Origin of the sequence: uncultured Dysgonomonas sp., from assembly GCF_900079725.1 — a bacterium.
In the GTDB taxonomy this organism is placed as follows: Bacteria; Bacteroidota; Bacteroidia; order Bacteroidales; family Dysgonomonadaceae; genus Dysgonomonas.
Genome location: NZ_LT599032.1, coordinates 4,511,280 through 4,528,687, shown reverse-complemented (window position 1 = coordinate 4,528,687; position 17,408 = coordinate 4,511,280). Strand labels below are relative to the sequence as shown.

Here is a 17,408-nt window from a genome sequence, read left to right as displayed (position 1 = left end):
TTGTTAAAACAGAAGAACACGTTATGAATAGAATAATTCTTATTGGTAATGGATTTGACTTGGCTCATGGATTGAAGACAAGTTATAGGGATTTTATTGATGATTATTGGAGAGACTTTATATCGAAAGTATATAATGATGCGATTTTCGAATCATATGAAGATGGATTAGTCAAATTTGATGCTAAAGGTTATCAATATAATACTGGAACAGGAGACAAAGAACCTGTTATTTATTTAGAAGAAGGAGAGAAACTAGATTCATATCAGGATATCAAATCACTAATTGCTGAATTCTATGATATGACCGATGATTATTATAGTTTAGATATTAGCATATCTTGTATAAATAAATTCTTTGAACAAATATCCGAGCATGTGGCTGATATAAATTGGGCGGGTATTGAACATGAATATTATGAAAGACTAAGAAAATGCAAAAATCATAAAGAGGCTGAGGTTTTAAATAAAGAACTAAAGCAAATAGAGAGATTACTTGAGGAATATTTAACAAAGGTCTGTAAACAGGACGTTAAAATGAATCAATCTATCAAGGATGCCATTATGCAACCTCCGATAAATAATGAAATAGCATTTTCAAAGAAAGAGATGTTAATTAGGGAGATTTATGCGGCATCATTGCTAAGCACTAATCATCCAAATATACTGGTGAAAAGATATGTGAAAGAAAATAATAAGTACTTAAATAATATAAAAATCAAAAAAACTCTATTTTTAAATTTCAATTACACACAAACGCCCAATCTATATCACGCACCAATGTTTGAAAATCATATCCACATTCACGGCGAACTCAACAACCCTAAAAACCCCATAATCTTCGGCTACGGAGACGAGCTCGCCGAAGACTATAAGCAAATAGAAAACCTGAATGATAACGAATATCTCAAAAACGTAAAGTCTATCCGTTACCTCGAAACAGATAATTACAGAAAGATGCTAAGTTTTATAGAATCTGAACCATATCAGATATTTGTTATGGGACATTCGTGCGGAAATTCAGACAGGACATTATTAAATACCTTATTCGAGCATGAAAACTGCGTATCAATAAAACCTTTTTATCATCTTCGTGAAGACGGCACAGATAATTACAATGAAATAGTCCAAAACATCTCCCGCAACTTCACCAACAAAGCCGCTATGCGCGAACGTGTAGTAAACAAAACCTATTGTGAACCACTAACCTAAATACCCTTCTACCCAAAGAAGAATAATATACTCATTTACAAATAATTAAAATCAAAACCACCATCCTTCCATCTTCCTCTAAACAAGTTGGCTTTCATCTGTGTTTACTCATTATGATACCAGATTTCCGCAATATTACACCAAATATCCACAAATCCGGTAATATAAAAAATGATATTATATATTTGCACGCAGAAAAGACAATAGACATAGACAATGAAGGATGTAATAGAGAATATTCCGTCTTTAGAAGCAGATTTTAAAATATTCAGAGATGCCGGGCATATGCCTGTCACTTCTCATCAATCTTCCATTCAGTTTGGAATTGTTGCTTTTTGTACTAAAGGAAGTGCGGAGATAACAGTATATACAAAGAAGTATCGTCTGGCAGAGAATGAGCTTGTTATACTCTTACCTTGTCAGTTAGTGGCTATTAATGAAATAAGCAAAGATTTTACAGTAAATTATTTCATTATTTCACAGGCGCTTTTCAATGACACATTAAGTGGAATCTGCCGCTTCTCTCCCCTATTTTTCATTTATATGAGAAATAAACTTCATTATGAACTAAAGGGAGCAGAAATAGATAAATTTATGGAGTATTTCAATGTACTTTATAAAAGAGCCGAGTCAAAAGATTTTCTATTTCGCAGGGAATACATAATTAGTCTGTTGAGGCTGCTTTATCTCGACTTATACAATAATTATAAGACAGATTTACTGTCGGGTATTTCAAAGATGGATGCCAGAAAAGAAGAACTGGCGTACGACTATTTCATGCTGGTAATGAAACATTATAAAGAATATAAAGATGTGGCATTCTATGCCGAAAAGCTTTGTATTACACCCAAATATCTCACATCGGTAATAAAAGATGTAAGTGGCAGGCCGGCTAAGGATTGGATCTCGGAATACGTGGTATTGGATATAAAGTCATATTTAAAAAATTCAACACTAAATATCCAGCAGATAGCATCCGAAACCAGATTTTCCAATCAGGCTTCGCTGGGCAGATTCTTCAAACAGCATACCGGAATGACCCCTTCCGCATACCGGGCAGGCAGGCAGGAATTATAAAAGATTATTTATGCTGATAAGATAGTTGAGAAAACATCCCAATATATACAACCAGATCAGGTTGGAAGTGTAGTTTTGTAAAGTTTGTGTAAAAATAGATCCTGTGAGTCGTGAGATTCGCAGGGTTTTTCTTATATCCATCAATAGGTTTCAAACCAATCGTCTGAAAATATTAAATCAGTCAATAAACTTACTGAATCAGTAATCTGTTCTATTATAATAGTATTTACCCATAAATCATAACCAGATGAAAGATCAATTTTGTGTATTATTCGGACTTGATGGAGTACTGATAGACAGCGAATCCCAAAATAAAATCATATGGAAATACATCGCCGATAAATACGGCTCGGAAACGGCAAATATGGAACAAGCGGTAAATGGGAAAAGCCTGCATGATATTCTTTCTAAATACTTCTCTCACCTTTCCGAAGAAGAGAAGCACAAGTTGGTAAATGAACTGAAAGCACACGAAGCCAATTTGAGAGTTCACGAGATAAAAGGTCTCAAACACTTCATTGAAGACCTGAAAAAGAATGGCATTAAAATGGGGCTGGTAACGAACTCCAGCCAGACTAAATTAGATAATGTATTTAAGCAAACCGATCTGAATAGTACAATGGATACAATTGTTTCTATCGAAAACCTATCCAAATTCAAATCTTCAATATCCGGCTTTGAGTTGGCCGCCAAGGAATTAGGTTTTGAGCCAAAAGATTGTTTCGTATTTGAGAGTTCATTAAGTGCTATAGAGACAGCTCATCTGAATGGCATGAAAGTGATAGCCCTGAAAGGTACTCTCCCTAAAGAGGCATTATTACATACTACGATAAAGATTATCTCTGATTTCACTGAAATCTCCTTAGAAGAACTAAGGAAGCTATAAACAACTGGCTATCAACAATAATAAATTTTGAATTCTTATATTCTATAAAGAATTTGAATTTTAATAGTTTCAAAAGAAACTATTTATATTATTTTCATTACTTTCGTGACCGAATAACAACTTTAAATAAATAAAAAGATGAAATTGAAATTTATATTATTAGCCGGGCTATTTATCTCCATACTATCAGCCAACGCACAAAGTGTTACAGGCAAATGGAAAACATTCGATGACGAAACCAAAGAAGCAAAATCGATAGTTGAAATAACTGAGCGGGACGGTAAAATATACGGTAAAGTAATTGAAATACTCAACCCTGCAAAGAAGAATATAAAATGTACAAACTGCTCCGGAACCGATAAGGATAAGCCCGTTTTAGGTCTGGAAATCCTGAAAGGTTTATCGAAAGACGGAAAGGAATACAGTGATGGAAAGATTCTTGATCCGTCGAATGGAAAGCTTTATAAATGTATTGTCTCTCTTGATGGAAACGATAAGCTAAAAGTTCGTGGCTATGTGGGTATTTCGGCTTTCGGACGTACACAAAACTGGGTAAGGGTAAAGTAGTAAGCCGTAAGAAATAAATCATTATCATAAACAAATATTAGAAAGAGGACGGATGTTTATTCGTTCTCTTCTCATATTTAGGGTACAGGGTCATAACCATGACCACCCCAGGGATTGCATCGTGCAATTCGCTTTACAGCCAACCAAAACCCTTTGAGGGGCCCGTATTTCTTTATAGCCTGTATAGCATACTCTGAGCAGGTAGGCGTATAACGGCACGACGGTGGAAGCATCGGGGATATGCTGTATTTGTAGAAATAGACCGGAAACAGGAGAATCCATGATAGCATTTTTTTCATTGCTTACCTCCTTTCAACCTTTCAGATAATACAGTTATTGTCTTCAATATCGCTTTCTCTATTTCAGTATACACAGGCAGTTCATTTTTAAGATATAGAAAGGCAATGTCCATCCGCTTATCTCCAGAGCGTAATAAATCCTGATATGCTCCTTTATTCAATCTGAAAGCCTCTTTCACCAAACGTTTTACCCGATTACGTTTTACAGCTCTTTTAAATTTCTTCTTAGATACACTGACCAGAATAGAAGCAATTTGCTTTTCACTTTCTGTATCATCTTCTATCAGATACACTACCCGCAGAGGATAAGCAACAAACGACTCTCCCGAAGAAAAAAGCTTGTCTATGGATTTTGTACTGCACAATCTTTCTTCTTTAGCCAAAGTATTCTTCTTAGGAGAGACTTCCGTATTCATTTATATATCTAAAATCAGAACACAAAGGTATGAAGATTTCCCTCTTAATCCGGATTTTTAACAGACTTATTTAAACATGTTGGTATCCGTCCCTCTTTTAACGAGCACATAAACATTTCATATATAAAATCTTACAAATTAATTTCAAATTAATTCATTTTTATCTGTAACCTTTTCCCATCCATATCCGTCATATCAATAAACAAAATCAATATTAGTAAAATAAGTAAAACAATGATATTATGAAACGTTTATTAACCCTTCTCACTCTTTTTGCTATCATAACATCCATATCAACAGCACAAATCAAAATATCGGGTACGATAGTAGACACTGATACTCACGATGCTTTGGAGTTTGTAAATATCGCCTTGCTCAATCAGGATTCAACGTTTGTAGCCGGAGCATCATCTGATACAAAAGGACTTTTTGCCTTCAATAATATACCAACCGGAAATTATATACTATCCGCAGCATTTGTAGGTTATAGAAAAGCATATATCCCCGTTAACGACGTCAATAAAAATACAGATATAGGCAGCATTCCGTTAGAGGCCTCGGATATAGCACTCAAAGATGTGACTGTTACCGCAAATGCCGTTATTCAAAAGGCTGACAGGAAAATCATCGTACCTTCCGATGCTCAGATAAGGGCATCCAACAGTGGTGTCACTCTTCTCCGCAACCTGCAACTATCACGTATCATCATCAACCCGATAAATAATACAGTAACCGTACCCGGAGGAGACGCCGTACAACTACGAATCAATGGCGTTGAGGTTACTATTGCCGAAGTGGTTGCGCTTCAGCCCGCAGATATTATCCGCATCGAGTATCATGACGATCCGGGAATGAGACATAACAATGCGGCTGCTGTAATCGATTATATTACCCGCCGCAGGGAATCGGGCGGAAGTGTGTCTGCAAACCTCGCAAATGTGCCGCCCTCTATCATGGGATGGGGTGAGAACTTCGCTTCAGCAAAAGTGAACAATAAGAAATCGGAGTTCGGAGTTAATGCATACTGGTCGCGCCGAGGTATAGACTGGACCCGCGAAAATCAGGAAACGTTTGTATTGCCCGATAAAACACTGCAACGGATAGAAGAGGGACAACCTACCAAATTTAAAGATGACCGCCTGAATATGGCTGTGAACTATAATCTGAATGAGCCGGACAAATATTTGTTCAATGCTACTTTAAGATACAACTATCAGAAAACCCCTAATCAATTTTCGGACAGAGAAAGTATCATATACTCATCTGATAATAATACGCCGCTATCTATATTGGATCACTCGACATGGAATAACAACACGCCGTCTTTAGACTTATATTATCAGCGTAACCTGAAGAATGACCAGCTGATTATATTCAATGCCGTAGGTACATATATAGACTCCAAATCGACACGCCTGTACGAAGAACGCAGGAATGAGGAACTGACTACAGACATATTCTCATCAGTAACCGGAGATAAATACTCATTCATAATGGAAGGTATTTACGAGAAGAAACTTAAGACAGGAAAGTTATCAGGAGGAATCAAGCATACCCAAAGCTATACCAGCAATGTATACGATGGGAACGTATCGACAAACATAGGTCTCAACTTTGCTGAAACGTATGGTTATGGTGAGTTCCAGTGGAGGAAAGATAAATTCAACTATACATTAGGACTGGGAGTGATGCGGACATACAACAGTCAAGGTGATGGCAAAAACGAGAAGTATATATTCCGTCCTACTTTGCGTGTAGCATACAACATAAACGATAACGCCTATATACGCTACAACGGGTATATATCGGGATATTCACCGTCTTTGTCCGACCTGAATAATGTGGAGCAGGAAATAGACTCATTGCAAATCCGAAGAGGAAATCCTAACCTGAAAACTGTACTGTTCTATTCCAATACATTAAACGCCGGATTCAATAAAGGCATATTCGGAGCCGAGTTTTATATGAGATACAGCTACGATCACAAACCGATTATGGAACAGATAACATTCGAAGATGGCAAGTTTGTCCGCTCAAATGTGAACCATAAAGGTTTCCATCGTATAAATATGGAAACAACATTCAAGTTAAAGCCTTGGAAAGACTATATCACCCTCAGTGTATCACCCGGTCTGAACCGTTACATCAGCCTTGGAAACGATTACACCCATACATATACTAACTGGCGGATGCGCACATCTCTAACCGCTAATTATAAACGGTGGATGCTCAATTTTGAACTAATGACCCGCTGGAACAATTACTGGGGAGAAACGCAGGATATAGGAGAGAAATTTCATGTTCTTATGGTTGGATATAATGCCGAAAAATGGAGCCTGTCAGCAGGTATGTTCAATCCATTCAGCAAAGACTATACACAGGGTAGTAAAAACTATTCCTGGCTTGCGCCGAATGTATCGAATGTCTACTCCGATGATCTGGCACAGATAGTGATGGTAAACTTCACGCTCAACCTGAACTTCGGACGCCAGTACAAGGCTGCAAACAAACGCCTGAATAACGACGATACAGATGCCGGCATCATGTCGGGCACTAAGAAATAAGGGTTCTTCACAAGAGAATAATATTAGGGCTAAACTTAATATTGATTGTGTTTACAAAGTAGCCTCTACAGACGGGATGTCGTGCGGAGGCTACGCTTTTTATCCGAAGGCATAAATGTATGTTATTAGCAAACCTGTTAAGATGAGCACAAGACTCATTATCCCGACAGCAATCCGGGTTGTCTTTCGACCGAAAAGATTTACCCACCCCTGTACTTTTTGTATATTGAAAGATGTAGTATTTCCAAAAATCCACTTAGCATCGTATATAGCCGTAAGCAGAAATATGATCCCCAAAACGACTATAAATATCCCATAAAAAGCAGGATTATTTGAAAAGATGTCTCCTATGCTACTAAAAATATTATCCGATCGATTCATTAACAATAGCCAGACAGTTAATTTTCATCATCTTCTGCAAATGAATTATTCCGGCTACTTTTCTGCTTGATTGTTTGCCAGGGTGCATCAGCATCACTTCTTTCAGCTGCCTGCCCCGGCTTCAGTTCGAGTTCGTTAAGACTATCATCCAGCTCCAATATTTGCTTTACAGAAACTACGCAGGCATCACTTTCCGTAATATCCTCATCACTAAAAAACTGCCAGTCACCATCTTCATCATATACTACATATGTAATCAAAGAATTGGCATCCAAAACATAGCGTGTGGTTATTACAGGCTTATTGTCAGATTCGTCGTTAAGTTTCATAGACAGTACATATTATTGTTTGTGAGTATGTGTATTATTTTATAAATATAATATGGATATAAATTAATAACACTATATAGCTTCATAAATTTATTAAACAAAAGCTAAAAGCAATAATTTTATTGAAAAATAACACGAGAACTATTAATTTGCTGTCATTCCAGCATTTCCAGCAATTGTAACATTCCTATGTTGGTCGCACGTACAATATTTGCTTCGCGAAATTGTCCCAGTTGATATTTCCGGGCCACGCATCTATCCTTATAAGTTGTACAAACCCAGACTGTACCTACCGGTTTCTCTTCCGTACCTCCATCAGGGCCGGCAATACCGGTAGTTGCAATAGAGCAATCCACATTCAGTATCTTCTGTGCTCCTTTGGCCATTTCCTCAGCGACAGCCTCACTCACTGCACCAAAGCGATCCAATGAATCCTGTGATACATGCAATATATTCACTTTTTCTTCATTGGCATATGATATGACAGAACCTTTAAAATAACGGGACGAACCCGGAATAGAAGTAATGGTATGAGCAATATTACCTCCTGTACAACTTTCGGCTGTACCCAGGCTCAAGCCCTTTTCGAAAAGGCGTTCTCCCAGCAACTTCTCTACCGTAATATCTTTCTCTGCCAAAATAGCACTTCCTAATATATCCTGAAGTTTTTTTACCTGCTCATTCAATTCCTCCAAACGATGCTCTCCCCGAACAAACAGACGCAGCTTCATCAATCCGGGAGAAGGCAGATATGCCAATCCGAAACCCTCGGGCAGATTATCTTCAAAGTCGGCAATATACATCGCTAATGCCGATTCGGTATATCCCTTTACAATGAATACACGTTTGAGATATGCATCCGGATCATATTTAGCTTGTAGACGGGGAATGATCTCATTTTCCATCACATACCGCATTTCGTGGGGAACTCCCGGCATAGACACAAGCACTTTGCCTATATAATCGAACCACGTAATCGGAGCCGTCCCTACCCTGTTCTGTATCACTGTGCAATCTTTTGGCACATAGGCCTGATTGCGGGTCAGTTCATTCAAAGTCGTAAAACTGGATATTACATTCTGTATATTTTCGAGAACAGAGTCATCAAAAATCATCGTCGTACCAAAATAGTCGCAAAGTGTTTTCTTGGTTATATCATCTTTCGTCGGGCCCAGTCCACCGGTCATAAGAATAACGTCTACACGGGAAAATACCTCTTCTATGGTAACCTTTATCTGTTGTGCATCGTCTCCTATCGATTGCATTTCTTCTACTTCAAATCCTGCGAGTGTAAGTTTCTGCGCTATCCATGCCGAATTGGTGTCGACAATCTGCCCGATGAGAATTTCATCGCCGATTGTAATTATTGCTGCTTTCATTTCTATTCTATCAGTTATTACAAATATAAGTTTTGCCTTATTTACTGTTAAAAAGTAACAAAGGTAACAGGAATTAATGAAGAACGAATAATTAAGAATTAAGAATTAGGGCAAACCCGAAAATTATCAACGTTTCAGTAAACAGTATTCTCACACAGAGGCTCTAACGTGCAAAAAGGTAACAAAGGTAACAGTTTTTTATCCTTTTATCCCTTTGTGATTTCCTTCGTGCACTTAGTGGTTAATATCTTTACCACGAGGAGCACAAAGAACACTATATAAAAAGTAACAAAGGTAACACATATAACAGTTCAGTTATCAGTGAACAATGAACAGTCATCAGTTAGCAGCTTGTATCTCGTGTCTTGTCTACTCGTATCTCATATAACTTTCAGCTTACTACTTGTTAAAAAGTAACAAACGTAACACTTTTTCTACCTATTACTTTTACCCTCTTTGTAGCCTCCCCTTGGGGAGGTTGGAGGGGCCGATCAATACTTCAAAGAACCATCTGCTAACAGCTAAAGGCTATCAGCTATATACATAGATAAAGTTTTCAAATACTGATTCACATAATTCAGAATCCGGTAGTCAATAATCCTCTGGCGCCTTTTATCCCGCATTTCTGATATTTATTATAAGCGGCAGCAGCACTTTCCCGCACAGCAGCATTCGTCCCTCCTGCGATGTATGTAGCGATTGCATCATGTAATGTGTATGCTTCGGGGCTCATCAGATGGGTAGACCAAAGCAATGGATTGGCTTTAGCTGAACGCAGATACGGTGTAAAATACCGCTTACTATAGCAAGCAAGGATTATCGCATCACGCGTTTTACCATCTACAGTGCTATAAGTATTTGCCAACGAAAAATCCATTAACCCGTTATGCCCTATATAAGCGAGTAGTTTAGCATTCCCATTGAGTCCGACAACCGTTTTCCCGATCATTACAGTATCCTTCTTACTCCCTGAACATGAGCTGAGGAAATCTTCTGTACAGTTCTTTATGTATTGTCCGTCATAAGCATCGGCGATAAGGTAGTAATCTTTCGTTTTATGTTTGAAGACAATACGTTCGAGACGGATATCGTCAGCCTTTAGCCGCCTCACCTCCTTCCAGTCAGAACTTTTTCTGAAATAAGTACGAATGCCATATCCGCATCCCCAGTACAGATTCGAATTCGGATCTTGCCCGTTACCTATTCCTTTCGGTACTTTCACTATGCCCTGATATTTATTATCGCACAAAGCCACCATCACATGAATAGTCTGTGGTTCCTGAGCAAAAAGAGGAAATAATAAAACAAAAGCAAAACAGGTAAGATGTAGTTTTTTCAACATGGTATAAAGGTTTTGGCTATTATTAATATCGTTTTTCTATAATTTCGTGATAACCGTTCCATTTGCATTCATCCACATTAATTTCGCCTGGCACCAAACGCCTTACTGTCTTAAGTTTTTTCTTTCCCAGATAAACGCCTATAGTCTGATAAAAAGGGACTGGAAATCCTCCTTGTCTTCCAGGCATCCAAGAAGGCATCTTGTGTAGTAGACGCACAACCTCGTTGTCGCAATCATGCGAAAGAGATGTTATTATTTTTATATTTCGTGGATCAATTTTGCCATCTTTTAATACAACAAACCTTGCAATAACAAAACCCTGCACTTCCCCTTTGGTTACTGTACGGGGATACCGGATATTCTTATTAAAGAATGCCTCCATCACACTATCTCCGCCTACAAATTGAGGGAGTATTTCTGTACTTATAAAGATTGGTGGTTCCGTGAATTCCTCAATATTTATTTCGTTTAATTGCTTTGAATCCAAAAGTAACCGATTCTCTATGAGTGTATCATTTTTCACGTAAAATGGTCTGACTTCTTTATTCTGTTGGGAATATATGCACAAATAAAAAGACAAAAATAGAGGAAAAGTGAAATACATTCTCATACTCAATCGTGTTTTTCATTCTGATATTAAATAGAGTATGAAAATACTGAAATTCCATAAATAAATTTCCCTATTCGAACAGATAGCGTTGTATAAGATCCATAAATATTTTTTTATCCGAACTATGTTTGCGCATCTTATTCCAAAAATTCTGCGGATATATCATTTTACTCCCTTTGGTGTCTTCATAAACCATCTCATCAAAAATATTTTTAGACAGTGACGCCCGTTCATTCTTGTTGTTGCTGAATTGAAGATGTCCGAAAATATCAACTTTATATTCTTCTTTGTAGTCCGTCAATCCATGGCACATATCCATCAGCCAGAAAAAGGTCTCTTCTTCATCACCTCTGAAATCACGCTGAATATCTTCCCAAAACTCCATGGAATACTTTATTTCATTATTATTATCATCCGTAAAAATCCAGGCATCGAAAATATCTTTTTTCAGATATGCCTTCCTTCTATTATTCTCTTCATATTGAAGATAACCAAATATATCACGGCCTATTTTTACTTTTCTCCGGTTCGTTTCAACAATCATGTTATAGAAGATATCTTTTCCTATTTTCGTTTTGTTCCCTTTGTTGTCTTCGATCACTTTATCGCCAAAGACATCCTCTTCGATAGTTGTTTTATTTCCTTTATTATCTTCAATGATAGTATTTCCGAATACATCCTTTTTGATAGTTTTCTTATACCCCTTATTATCTTCTATTACTTTATCACCGAAAATATTCTCTCGTATGGTCGTTTTATTTCCTTTATTGTCTTCAATGATAGTATTCCCGAAAATATCCTCTTTTACTCTTTTCTTATTCCCTTTGTTATCTTCGATTACAGTATTCCCATGAATATCTTCTTTGATCGTTTCTTTATTTCCCTTGTTATCTTCTATCACAGTATTTCCAAAAATATCCTTTTTGATAGTCTTCTTATTGCCCTTATTATCTTCTATCACAGTATTTCCGAAAATATCTTTCTTTATTGTTGTTTTACTTCCGTCTTCATCTTCGATAATGGTATTACCGAAAATATCTTTGCTAACCTTTTCTTTCTTTCCTCCCTGGGCATATATATTTACAGGCAATAATATCAGGCACGAAATGATAATTATATAAAAGCGTTTCATAGGCATTATTTTTTAGATTATGAATAGCTGTTTTTCAGCCCCGTTTATATTATATGAATATAATAAAATTAAAAGGTTTAATGATACTTTATAAAAATTTACTTTTTATCATCAATTTCCATTAATGCCTCCATCCGTTGCAGCAAAGTCGGATGTGAATAATAGAAAAATACATATAGCGGATCAGGATTCAGATTGCTCAGTGACTTTACCGATAGCTTCTTCAATCCGCTTATCAATGAATCTGCCAAGCCAAAACCGGCAGCATAGGCGTCTGCCTGATATTCATTCTTACGGCTGTGCATACTCGAAAACAGACCTATAATCATCGAAACCGGAGTAAATAGAACAGAGAAAGCAATCAGACCCAAATGAAAGGAAGCCTCTTTCCCTCCCAATGCCAAAGCAATGGCTTCATTATCGAGGAACCATGATAACAGGAAAAGAATAATTCCTGTATATAAGATGGATATGCACATACCCTGCAATGTGTGCCTCTTTTTATAATGACCTATTTCGTGTGCCAGTACAGCGACTATTTCACTCGTACTAAGATCATTAATCAATGTATCGAACAATACGATACGTTTCTTAACTCCAAAGCCGGTAAAATAAGCGTTTGCTTTACTGGAACGTTTAGATGCATCCATTACGTATATATTCTTTATCGAAAAACCTGCTTCCCGGGAAAAGGCCTCGATTGCATCCCGGAGTTCGCCATCTTCCAACGGAGTCTGCTTATTGAATAAAGGCACTATAATATTGGAATAGAACAAGGTCATAAATAAAGAAAATACGGTTACTGCCCCCCAGGCGTACAACCATGCATATGTACCCAGAGTTTCATAAAACCATACCAGAAGAGCCAGTATAATGCCCCCTAGAACAGTTGTGAGCAGTAAACCTTTCAACTGGTCGAACCAGAAAATAGCTTTAGTCGATTTATTGAATCCGAAGCGTTCTTCAATCACAAAGGTAGCATAATAGCTGAATGGCAAAGTGATAATATCGTTCACAATATATACTATACCAAAGAAAACCAGAGTAAGAATGACTTCATTATTTATAAATTGTCTCAGCAACTCGTTGAGCCAGCCAAAAATACCCAAAGACAGGACCAGTAACATTACGATAAAAGAGAAAAGGCTTGTATACAAGCCAAAGCGGCTGTTTATCTTTTGATAGGCTTGCTGTCTGGCATATTCGTCTTTATCGTAAATCCCTTCCAGTAATGGAGGAATTTCGGGGCTCATCCGCTTACGGTTACGATACGCCAAGTATTGCGTCCAGACAAAATCGAGGACAACTACAAGTAGGATAATGCTTAAGTATAGAGACATAGATACGTTTTTTCTACAAAGATAAGATTTATAATTATGAGTGATAATTTACAATTATCAATAAAAGATATAAAGTCTAAGAATTATCAACGTCAATTTATTTGTCATAACAAACAATGTAAATATATTTGTCATAACAAATAAATTACAAGATCATGAAATCTACTGATTTAATAAATAAACTGCAATATGCATTTGGTGAGAATATAGAATTACCTATAGCTTTCTGGTATTCAGACATAGCCGAACCTGTGCCACAAAGAGTAAATGGGTGCTATTTTAAAGCACTTGATATTGTACGTAAAGGCGCACCAATATGTTTGGATAGAGAAACAATCGGTTGTATGGGTGGCAAGTTTTACACCGGATTCTCTGAATTTCCGGAAGAACGGATTCCGTCTTTCGTCTCACTAAAAGAAAGATACAAGAAGACTCCGGAGATGGTCAAAGAGTTTGTAGAAAATATTGGCTTCTCTCCTACAGGCAAAGCATACCTTCATTTTTCACGAATAGATAATCTGGATATATTAGACGATATCGAAGGTATTATATTCTTCGCCACGCCTGATGTATTAACAGGATTGATTTCATGGACTTTATTCGACACCAATGAACCAGATGCGGTATCTGCTCCATTTGGTTCCGGATGCAGCTCCACTATTTCACAGGTAGTTGCCGAAAATCAAAGAAACGGCAAACGGTCATTTCTCGGACTGTTCGACCCATCGGTACGTCCTCATGTAGAAGCAAATATATTAAGTTTTGCAATACCAATGTCCCGCCTGAAAGAGATGTACAATACATTTGAAGAATCCTGCCTTGTAGATACCCATGCATGGGGCAAAGTTAAAGCGCGAATCAATGATGGAATATAATTTCGAAAACAGTATCAATCACCAGATAGCATCTGTTGCCGCCCAACTCCGGCGACTGGCATTCAGACTTATCAGTGAAAAAGGATTAGATATCACCCCTGAGCAATGGGTAATCTTATACTATCTATGGCTCGATGATGGCCTGTCTCTTAGTGAACTTACAAAGAAATCAAAGAAAGATTTTGCTAATACAACACGCATTATAGACAAATTATGCACCGCTAAATATGTGGTCAAGCAAAAAAGCATAACTGACAGCCGTAGCTATAACATATTTCTATTGCCTCGCGCCGAGAGCATCAGACAAGAAGTAATTACCTGCTGGACAGAAGCTACGGCAATATTCACCAACGGATTATCGGAAGATGAAATAAATATCTTTCTTAAGTTGTTGGCAAAAGTGGAGAACAATCTATCAGATGCGGAGAAAATGTAGTTATTACATTACCACTCTCGAAAACGGCGCTGCCTCCATCGGACAAAATTCTTTGTCTTCATATTTGAAATAGCCTGTCATAGCTATCATGGCTGCATTATCCGTCGTATAGCCAAACGGAGGTATATGTATTTTCCAACCGAAACGCTTTGCATGATCTTCAAATGCAGCACGAAGTCCCGAGTTCGCCGACACACCACCGGCTACGGCAACCTCTTTAATTCCCAGATCTTTGGCCGCTTTACGTAATTGCTCCATCAATACATCGATAATCGTTTTTTGAAGGGAAGCACAAAGGTCAGCTTTATTCTTATCTATAAAGTCAGGATCCTTTCTCAATTCATCGCGGAGCAAATACAGGAAAGAAGTTTTCAGACCACTGAAACTATAATCATAACCCGATATGTGAGGTTTGTTGAATTTAAATTTATCTGCATCACCCTCTTTAGCCAAGCGGTCAACAACAGGCCCTCCGGGATATCCCAGCCCCATCACCTTGGCGCATTTGTCGAAAGCTTCACCAGCTGCGTCATCTATTGTTTGGCCTATGATCTCCATTTCCTTGTACGATCTGACAAGGATAATCTGTGAATTACCACCCGACACCAACAGGCACAGGAAAGGATACTGAGGCTGATTGTTATCATCTTTATCCTCCTTAATAAAATGAGCCAACACATGAGCGTGCAGATGATTTACATCTATCATCGGAATATTCAACGCGGAAGATAGTCCTTTAGCAAAAGAAGTACCTACCAGCAAGGATCCCATCAGACCGGGACCGCGCGTGAAAGCTATCGCCGTCAGTTCGTTCTTGTTTACCCCCGCTTTTTTCAATGCCTGGTCTACAACCGGTATTATATTCTGCTGATGTGCGCGTGATGCCAGTTCGGGAACTACACCTCCGTAGTTCTCATGCACTTTCTGGCTGGAAATTATATTAGATAGAAGTAAACCGTCCCTGATAACTGCTGCCGCAGTATCATCACAAGACGACTCTATGCCTAGTATGGTTATCATTCAAATATTGTATTTTATATATTATAAATCCAAAGACTTATAACATCGTTTCCATTATATTGTTTGGAATGCCCGGGATAAATTGTAAAATTCGTTTTTCACCTGATTCGCCCCAATTGCACCACCCGACAATCCTGTCGTATCTTTCGATACAGTCACTTTCACTTCACCATTGTTATAATCCTCTATACGCACTCTGAATTTAAAGTATTTACAGAATGCCCCGAACAACAAACGCATCATCCGGCTTCCCTTTTCGAATAATCCCTGTCCCAGATGTTTATAGCCTAATGATAACATTAGCATTTCTACTTCGTTCTGCATCTGAACGACTGTTATACCCTTATAAATATATATCAGTTTATTATCCTTGTTTGGGATATCTTCTTTAAAATAAAGCATAATATTGTGCGTTTTTTAATTATATGGCTTGTAAAAGTGGTACAAAATTAAGAAATATAAATTACCTTCGCAAAGAAGAATTCATAAAAGGATACAAATGAGAAATAGAGTATATCTGCTGACTTTTATCATCCTGTCTTTCATTGGATGCTCAGGCACAACAAAGAAAAACAGCGGGTTATCGCAACAAGAAAAAATAACCATCTTACGTTTCGACAAAGATGTATACAATTATCTTCAGCAACCTGACGCCGTAAAAGAATCCGGATTGAAAGAGAAATATCCACTCCTGCTTCCTGCCTTCGGACGTATAGCCATAGACAATAGTGATCCTGCCACTTTCTTCCCTACCCTCAGAGATTACTTTTCCCATCCTGCACTGATGCAAATATACAAAGATGCATTAACTACTTTCGATAATATCTCTGCATACGAAGAAGAGTTATCCAATGTATCTTCACTCATATCACAAAATCTGCCGGAAAAAAAATTCCCTGTATTTGCCATGCATGTATCGGGTTTCAGAGAGAATACTATCATCGTAAATAATCTTATATCTATATCTGTAGATAAATATCTTGGATATAATTACACTGCATATAAGGATTTTTTCCAACCATTCGAGCGCCAACAAATGCAACCTGAATATTTAGTCAGGGATTATCTGAAAGCATGGCTAATGAGCGATGTTGTGAAATCGGATATCGAAGACCAGACTCTTCTATCAGCTATGGTAGATGAAGGAAAAATACTATATGCATTGTCCCTTTTACTCCCTGAAAAGAATGCGGACGAGATTATAGGATACACCAAAGCCCAGATGGACTGGTGCAAACAGAATGAAAAATCAACGTGGCAGAATATTGTAAAACAGAACTACCTCTATTCTACCGATCACATGATTATCACCCGTTTTATAAACGATGGCGCATATACAGCAATTGTATCAAAAGATTCTCCCGGAAGAATCGGAGCCTGGACTGGCTGGCAAATAATAGAGCAATACGCAAAAAAGAAAGGTGCTTCTCTTCAAAACATTATAGATATGGATGCCCAGACAATATTAAAGGAAGCTAAATACAACCCTTAAACACTAATAACAATAGCGTTTTCAGCCAATTATCAACAGCATCAATGACTAA

18 protein-coding genes and 1 pseudogene are annotated in these 17,408 nt (G+C 37.6%); 8 read left to right on the top strand and 11 right to left on the bottom strand.

Annotation, left to right across the window (positions count from 1 at the left end; all coding sequences use genetic code 11):
• The first annotated feature begins 23 nt into the window (after positions 1 to 23).
• The 4 genes from QZL88_RS18655 to QZL88_RS18640 all read left to right on the top strand — a co-directional run bounded on the left by QZL88_RS18655 (position 24) and on the right by QZL88_RS18640 (position 3,741).
• Positions 24 to 1,211 carry an AbiH family protein gene (locus QZL88_RS18655; RefSeq protein WP_296943838.1) on the top strand — a complete coding sequence of 396 codons (1,188 nt, stop codon included), beginning with the start codon at positions 24 to 26 and terminating at the stop codon, positions 1,209 to 1,211.
• A gap of 216 nt (positions 1,212 to 1,427) precedes the next feature.
• Positions 1,428 to 2,288: a helix-turn-helix domain-containing protein gene (locus tag QZL88_RS18650; RefSeq protein WP_296943836.1), complete on the top strand. Its 861-nt coding sequence runs from the start codon at positions 1,428 to 1,430 to the stop codon at positions 2,286 to 2,288.
• A gap of 247 nt (positions 2,289 to 2,535) precedes the next feature.
• Positions 2,536 to 3,174 (top strand): HAD family phosphatase, encoded by a 639-nt coding sequence (locus tag QZL88_RS18645; protein WP_296943832.1) that lies wholly within the window; start codon positions 2,536 to 2,538, stop codon positions 3,172 to 3,174.
• 138 nt (positions 3,175 to 3,312) lie between these two features.
• A complete protein-coding gene (locus QZL88_RS18640; RefSeq protein WP_296943829.1) occupies positions 3,313 to 3,741 on the top strand; it encodes a DUF2147 domain-containing protein in 429 nt (142 codons plus the stop codon).
• Positions 3,742 to 3,818: 77 nt separating this feature from the next.
• Here QZL88_RS18640 and yidD read toward each other — a convergent pair whose 3' ends face one another.
• Together yidD and rnpA are read right to left on the bottom strand one after the other, a co-directional pair.
• Complete coding sequence (gene yidD / locus QZL88_RS18635; RefSeq protein WP_296943826.1) at positions 3,819 to 4,040, bottom strand: membrane protein insertion efficiency factor YidD; 222 nt, start codon at positions 4,038 to 4,040, stop codon at positions 3,819 to 3,821.
• The gene (gene rnpA, locus QZL88_RS18630; protein ID WP_296943824.1) at positions 4,037 to 4,456 is read right to left on the bottom strand and encodes a ribonuclease P protein component; all 420 of its coding nucleotides are present in this window, start codon (positions 4,454 to 4,456) and stop codon (positions 4,037 to 4,039) included. The genes yidD and rnpA overlap by 4 nt, the downstream gene beginning before the upstream one ends.
• Before the next feature lie 242 nt (positions 4,457 to 4,698).
• On the opposite strand from rnpA, the gene QZL88_RS18625 reads away from it, so the two are divergent.
• Positions 4,699 to 7,020: a TonB-dependent receptor gene (locus QZL88_RS18625; RefSeq protein WP_296943821.1), complete on the top strand. Its 2,322-nt coding sequence runs from the start codon at positions 4,699 to 4,701 to the stop codon at positions 7,018 to 7,020.
• A 99-nt stretch (positions 7,021 to 7,119) separates the two neighbouring features.
• Here QZL88_RS18625 and QZL88_RS21235 read toward each other — a convergent pair whose 3' ends face one another.
• The 7 genes and pseudogenes from QZL88_RS21235 to QZL88_RS18595 form a co-directional block, all read right to left on the bottom strand.
• Positions 7,120 to 7,401 (bottom strand): immunity 17 family protein, encoded by a 282-nt coding sequence (locus tag QZL88_RS21235; protein ID WP_363927793.1) that lies wholly within the window; start codon positions 7,399 to 7,401, stop codon positions 7,120 to 7,122.
• A gap of 17 nt (positions 7,402 to 7,418) precedes the next feature.
• Complete coding sequence (locus tag QZL88_RS18620; RefSeq protein ID WP_296943819.1) at positions 7,419 to 7,730, bottom strand: hypothetical protein; 312 nt, start codon at positions 7,728 to 7,730, stop codon at positions 7,419 to 7,421.
• A 155-nt stretch (positions 7,731 to 7,885) separates the two neighbouring features.
• Positions 7,886 to 9,109 (bottom strand): CinA family nicotinamide mononucleotide deamidase-related protein, encoded by a 1,224-nt coding sequence (locus tag QZL88_RS18615; RefSeq protein WP_296943816.1) that lies wholly within the window; start codon positions 9,107 to 9,109, stop codon positions 7,886 to 7,888.
• Positions 9,110 to 9,686: 577 nt separating this feature from the next.
• Entirely contained in the window at positions 9,687 to 10,451 is a 765-nt protein-coding gene (locus QZL88_RS18610; protein WP_296943815.1) for a hypothetical protein, read from the bottom strand.
• 22 nt (positions 10,452 to 10,473) lie between these two features.
• On the bottom strand, positions 10,474 to 11,061 hold the full coding sequence (locus QZL88_RS18605; RefSeq protein ID WP_296943813.1) for an energy transducer TonB: 588 nt from the start codon (positions 11,059 to 11,061) through the stop codon (positions 10,474 to 10,476).
• Between the two features lie 589 nt (positions 11,062 to 11,650).
• A pseudogene (locus tag QZL88_RS18600) lies at positions 11,651 to 12,193 on the bottom strand (hypothetical protein); the annotation flags it as partial.
• A gap of 98 nt (positions 12,194 to 12,291) precedes the next feature.
• Positions 12,292 to 13,533: a M48 family metallopeptidase gene (locus tag QZL88_RS18595; RefSeq protein WP_296943811.1), complete on the bottom strand. Its 1,242-nt coding sequence runs from the start codon at positions 13,531 to 13,533 to the stop codon at positions 12,292 to 12,294.
• A gap of 155 nt (positions 13,534 to 13,688) precedes the next feature.
• Between QZL88_RS18595 and QZL88_RS18590 the strand changes: the two genes are divergently transcribed.
• Both QZL88_RS18590 and QZL88_RS18585 read left to right on the top strand, forming a co-directional pair.
• Entirely contained in the window at positions 13,689 to 14,408 is a 720-nt protein-coding gene (locus QZL88_RS18590; RefSeq protein WP_296943808.1) for a DUF169 domain-containing protein, read from the top strand.
• Positions 14,395 to 14,844 carry a MarR family winged helix-turn-helix transcriptional regulator gene (locus QZL88_RS18585; RefSeq protein ID WP_296943805.1) on the top strand — a complete coding sequence of 150 codons (450 nt, stop codon included), beginning with the start codon at positions 14,395 to 14,397 and terminating at the stop codon, positions 14,842 to 14,844. Before QZL88_RS18590 ends, QZL88_RS18585 begins: the two co-directional genes overlap by 14 nt.
• Before the next feature lie 3 nt (positions 14,845 to 14,847).
• Here the strand turns inward: QZL88_RS18585 and tsaD are convergent, their stop codons facing one another.
• Both tsaD and QZL88_RS18575 read right to left on the bottom strand, forming a co-directional pair.
• Positions 14,848 to 15,864: a tRNA (adenosine(37)-N6)-threonylcarbamoyltransferase complex transferase subunit TsaD gene (gene tsaD / locus QZL88_RS18580; RefSeq protein ID WP_296943803.1), complete on the bottom strand. Its 1,017-nt coding sequence runs from the start codon at positions 15,862 to 15,864 to the stop codon at positions 14,848 to 14,850.
• A gap of 54 nt (positions 15,865 to 15,918) precedes the next feature.
• A complete protein-coding gene (locus tag QZL88_RS18575; protein ID WP_296943800.1) occupies positions 15,919 to 16,266 on the bottom strand; it encodes a hypothetical protein in 348 nt (115 codons plus the stop codon).
• A gap of 97 nt (positions 16,267 to 16,363) precedes the next feature.
• Between QZL88_RS18575 and QZL88_RS18570 the strand changes: the two genes are divergently transcribed.
• Positions 16,364 to 17,356, top strand: coding sequence for a DUF2268 domain-containing putative Zn-dependent protease (locus QZL88_RS18570; RefSeq protein WP_296943797.1), 993 nt, complete (start codon positions 16,364 to 16,366; stop codon positions 17,354 to 17,356).
• Positions 17,357 to 17,408 lie beyond the last annotated feature (52 nt).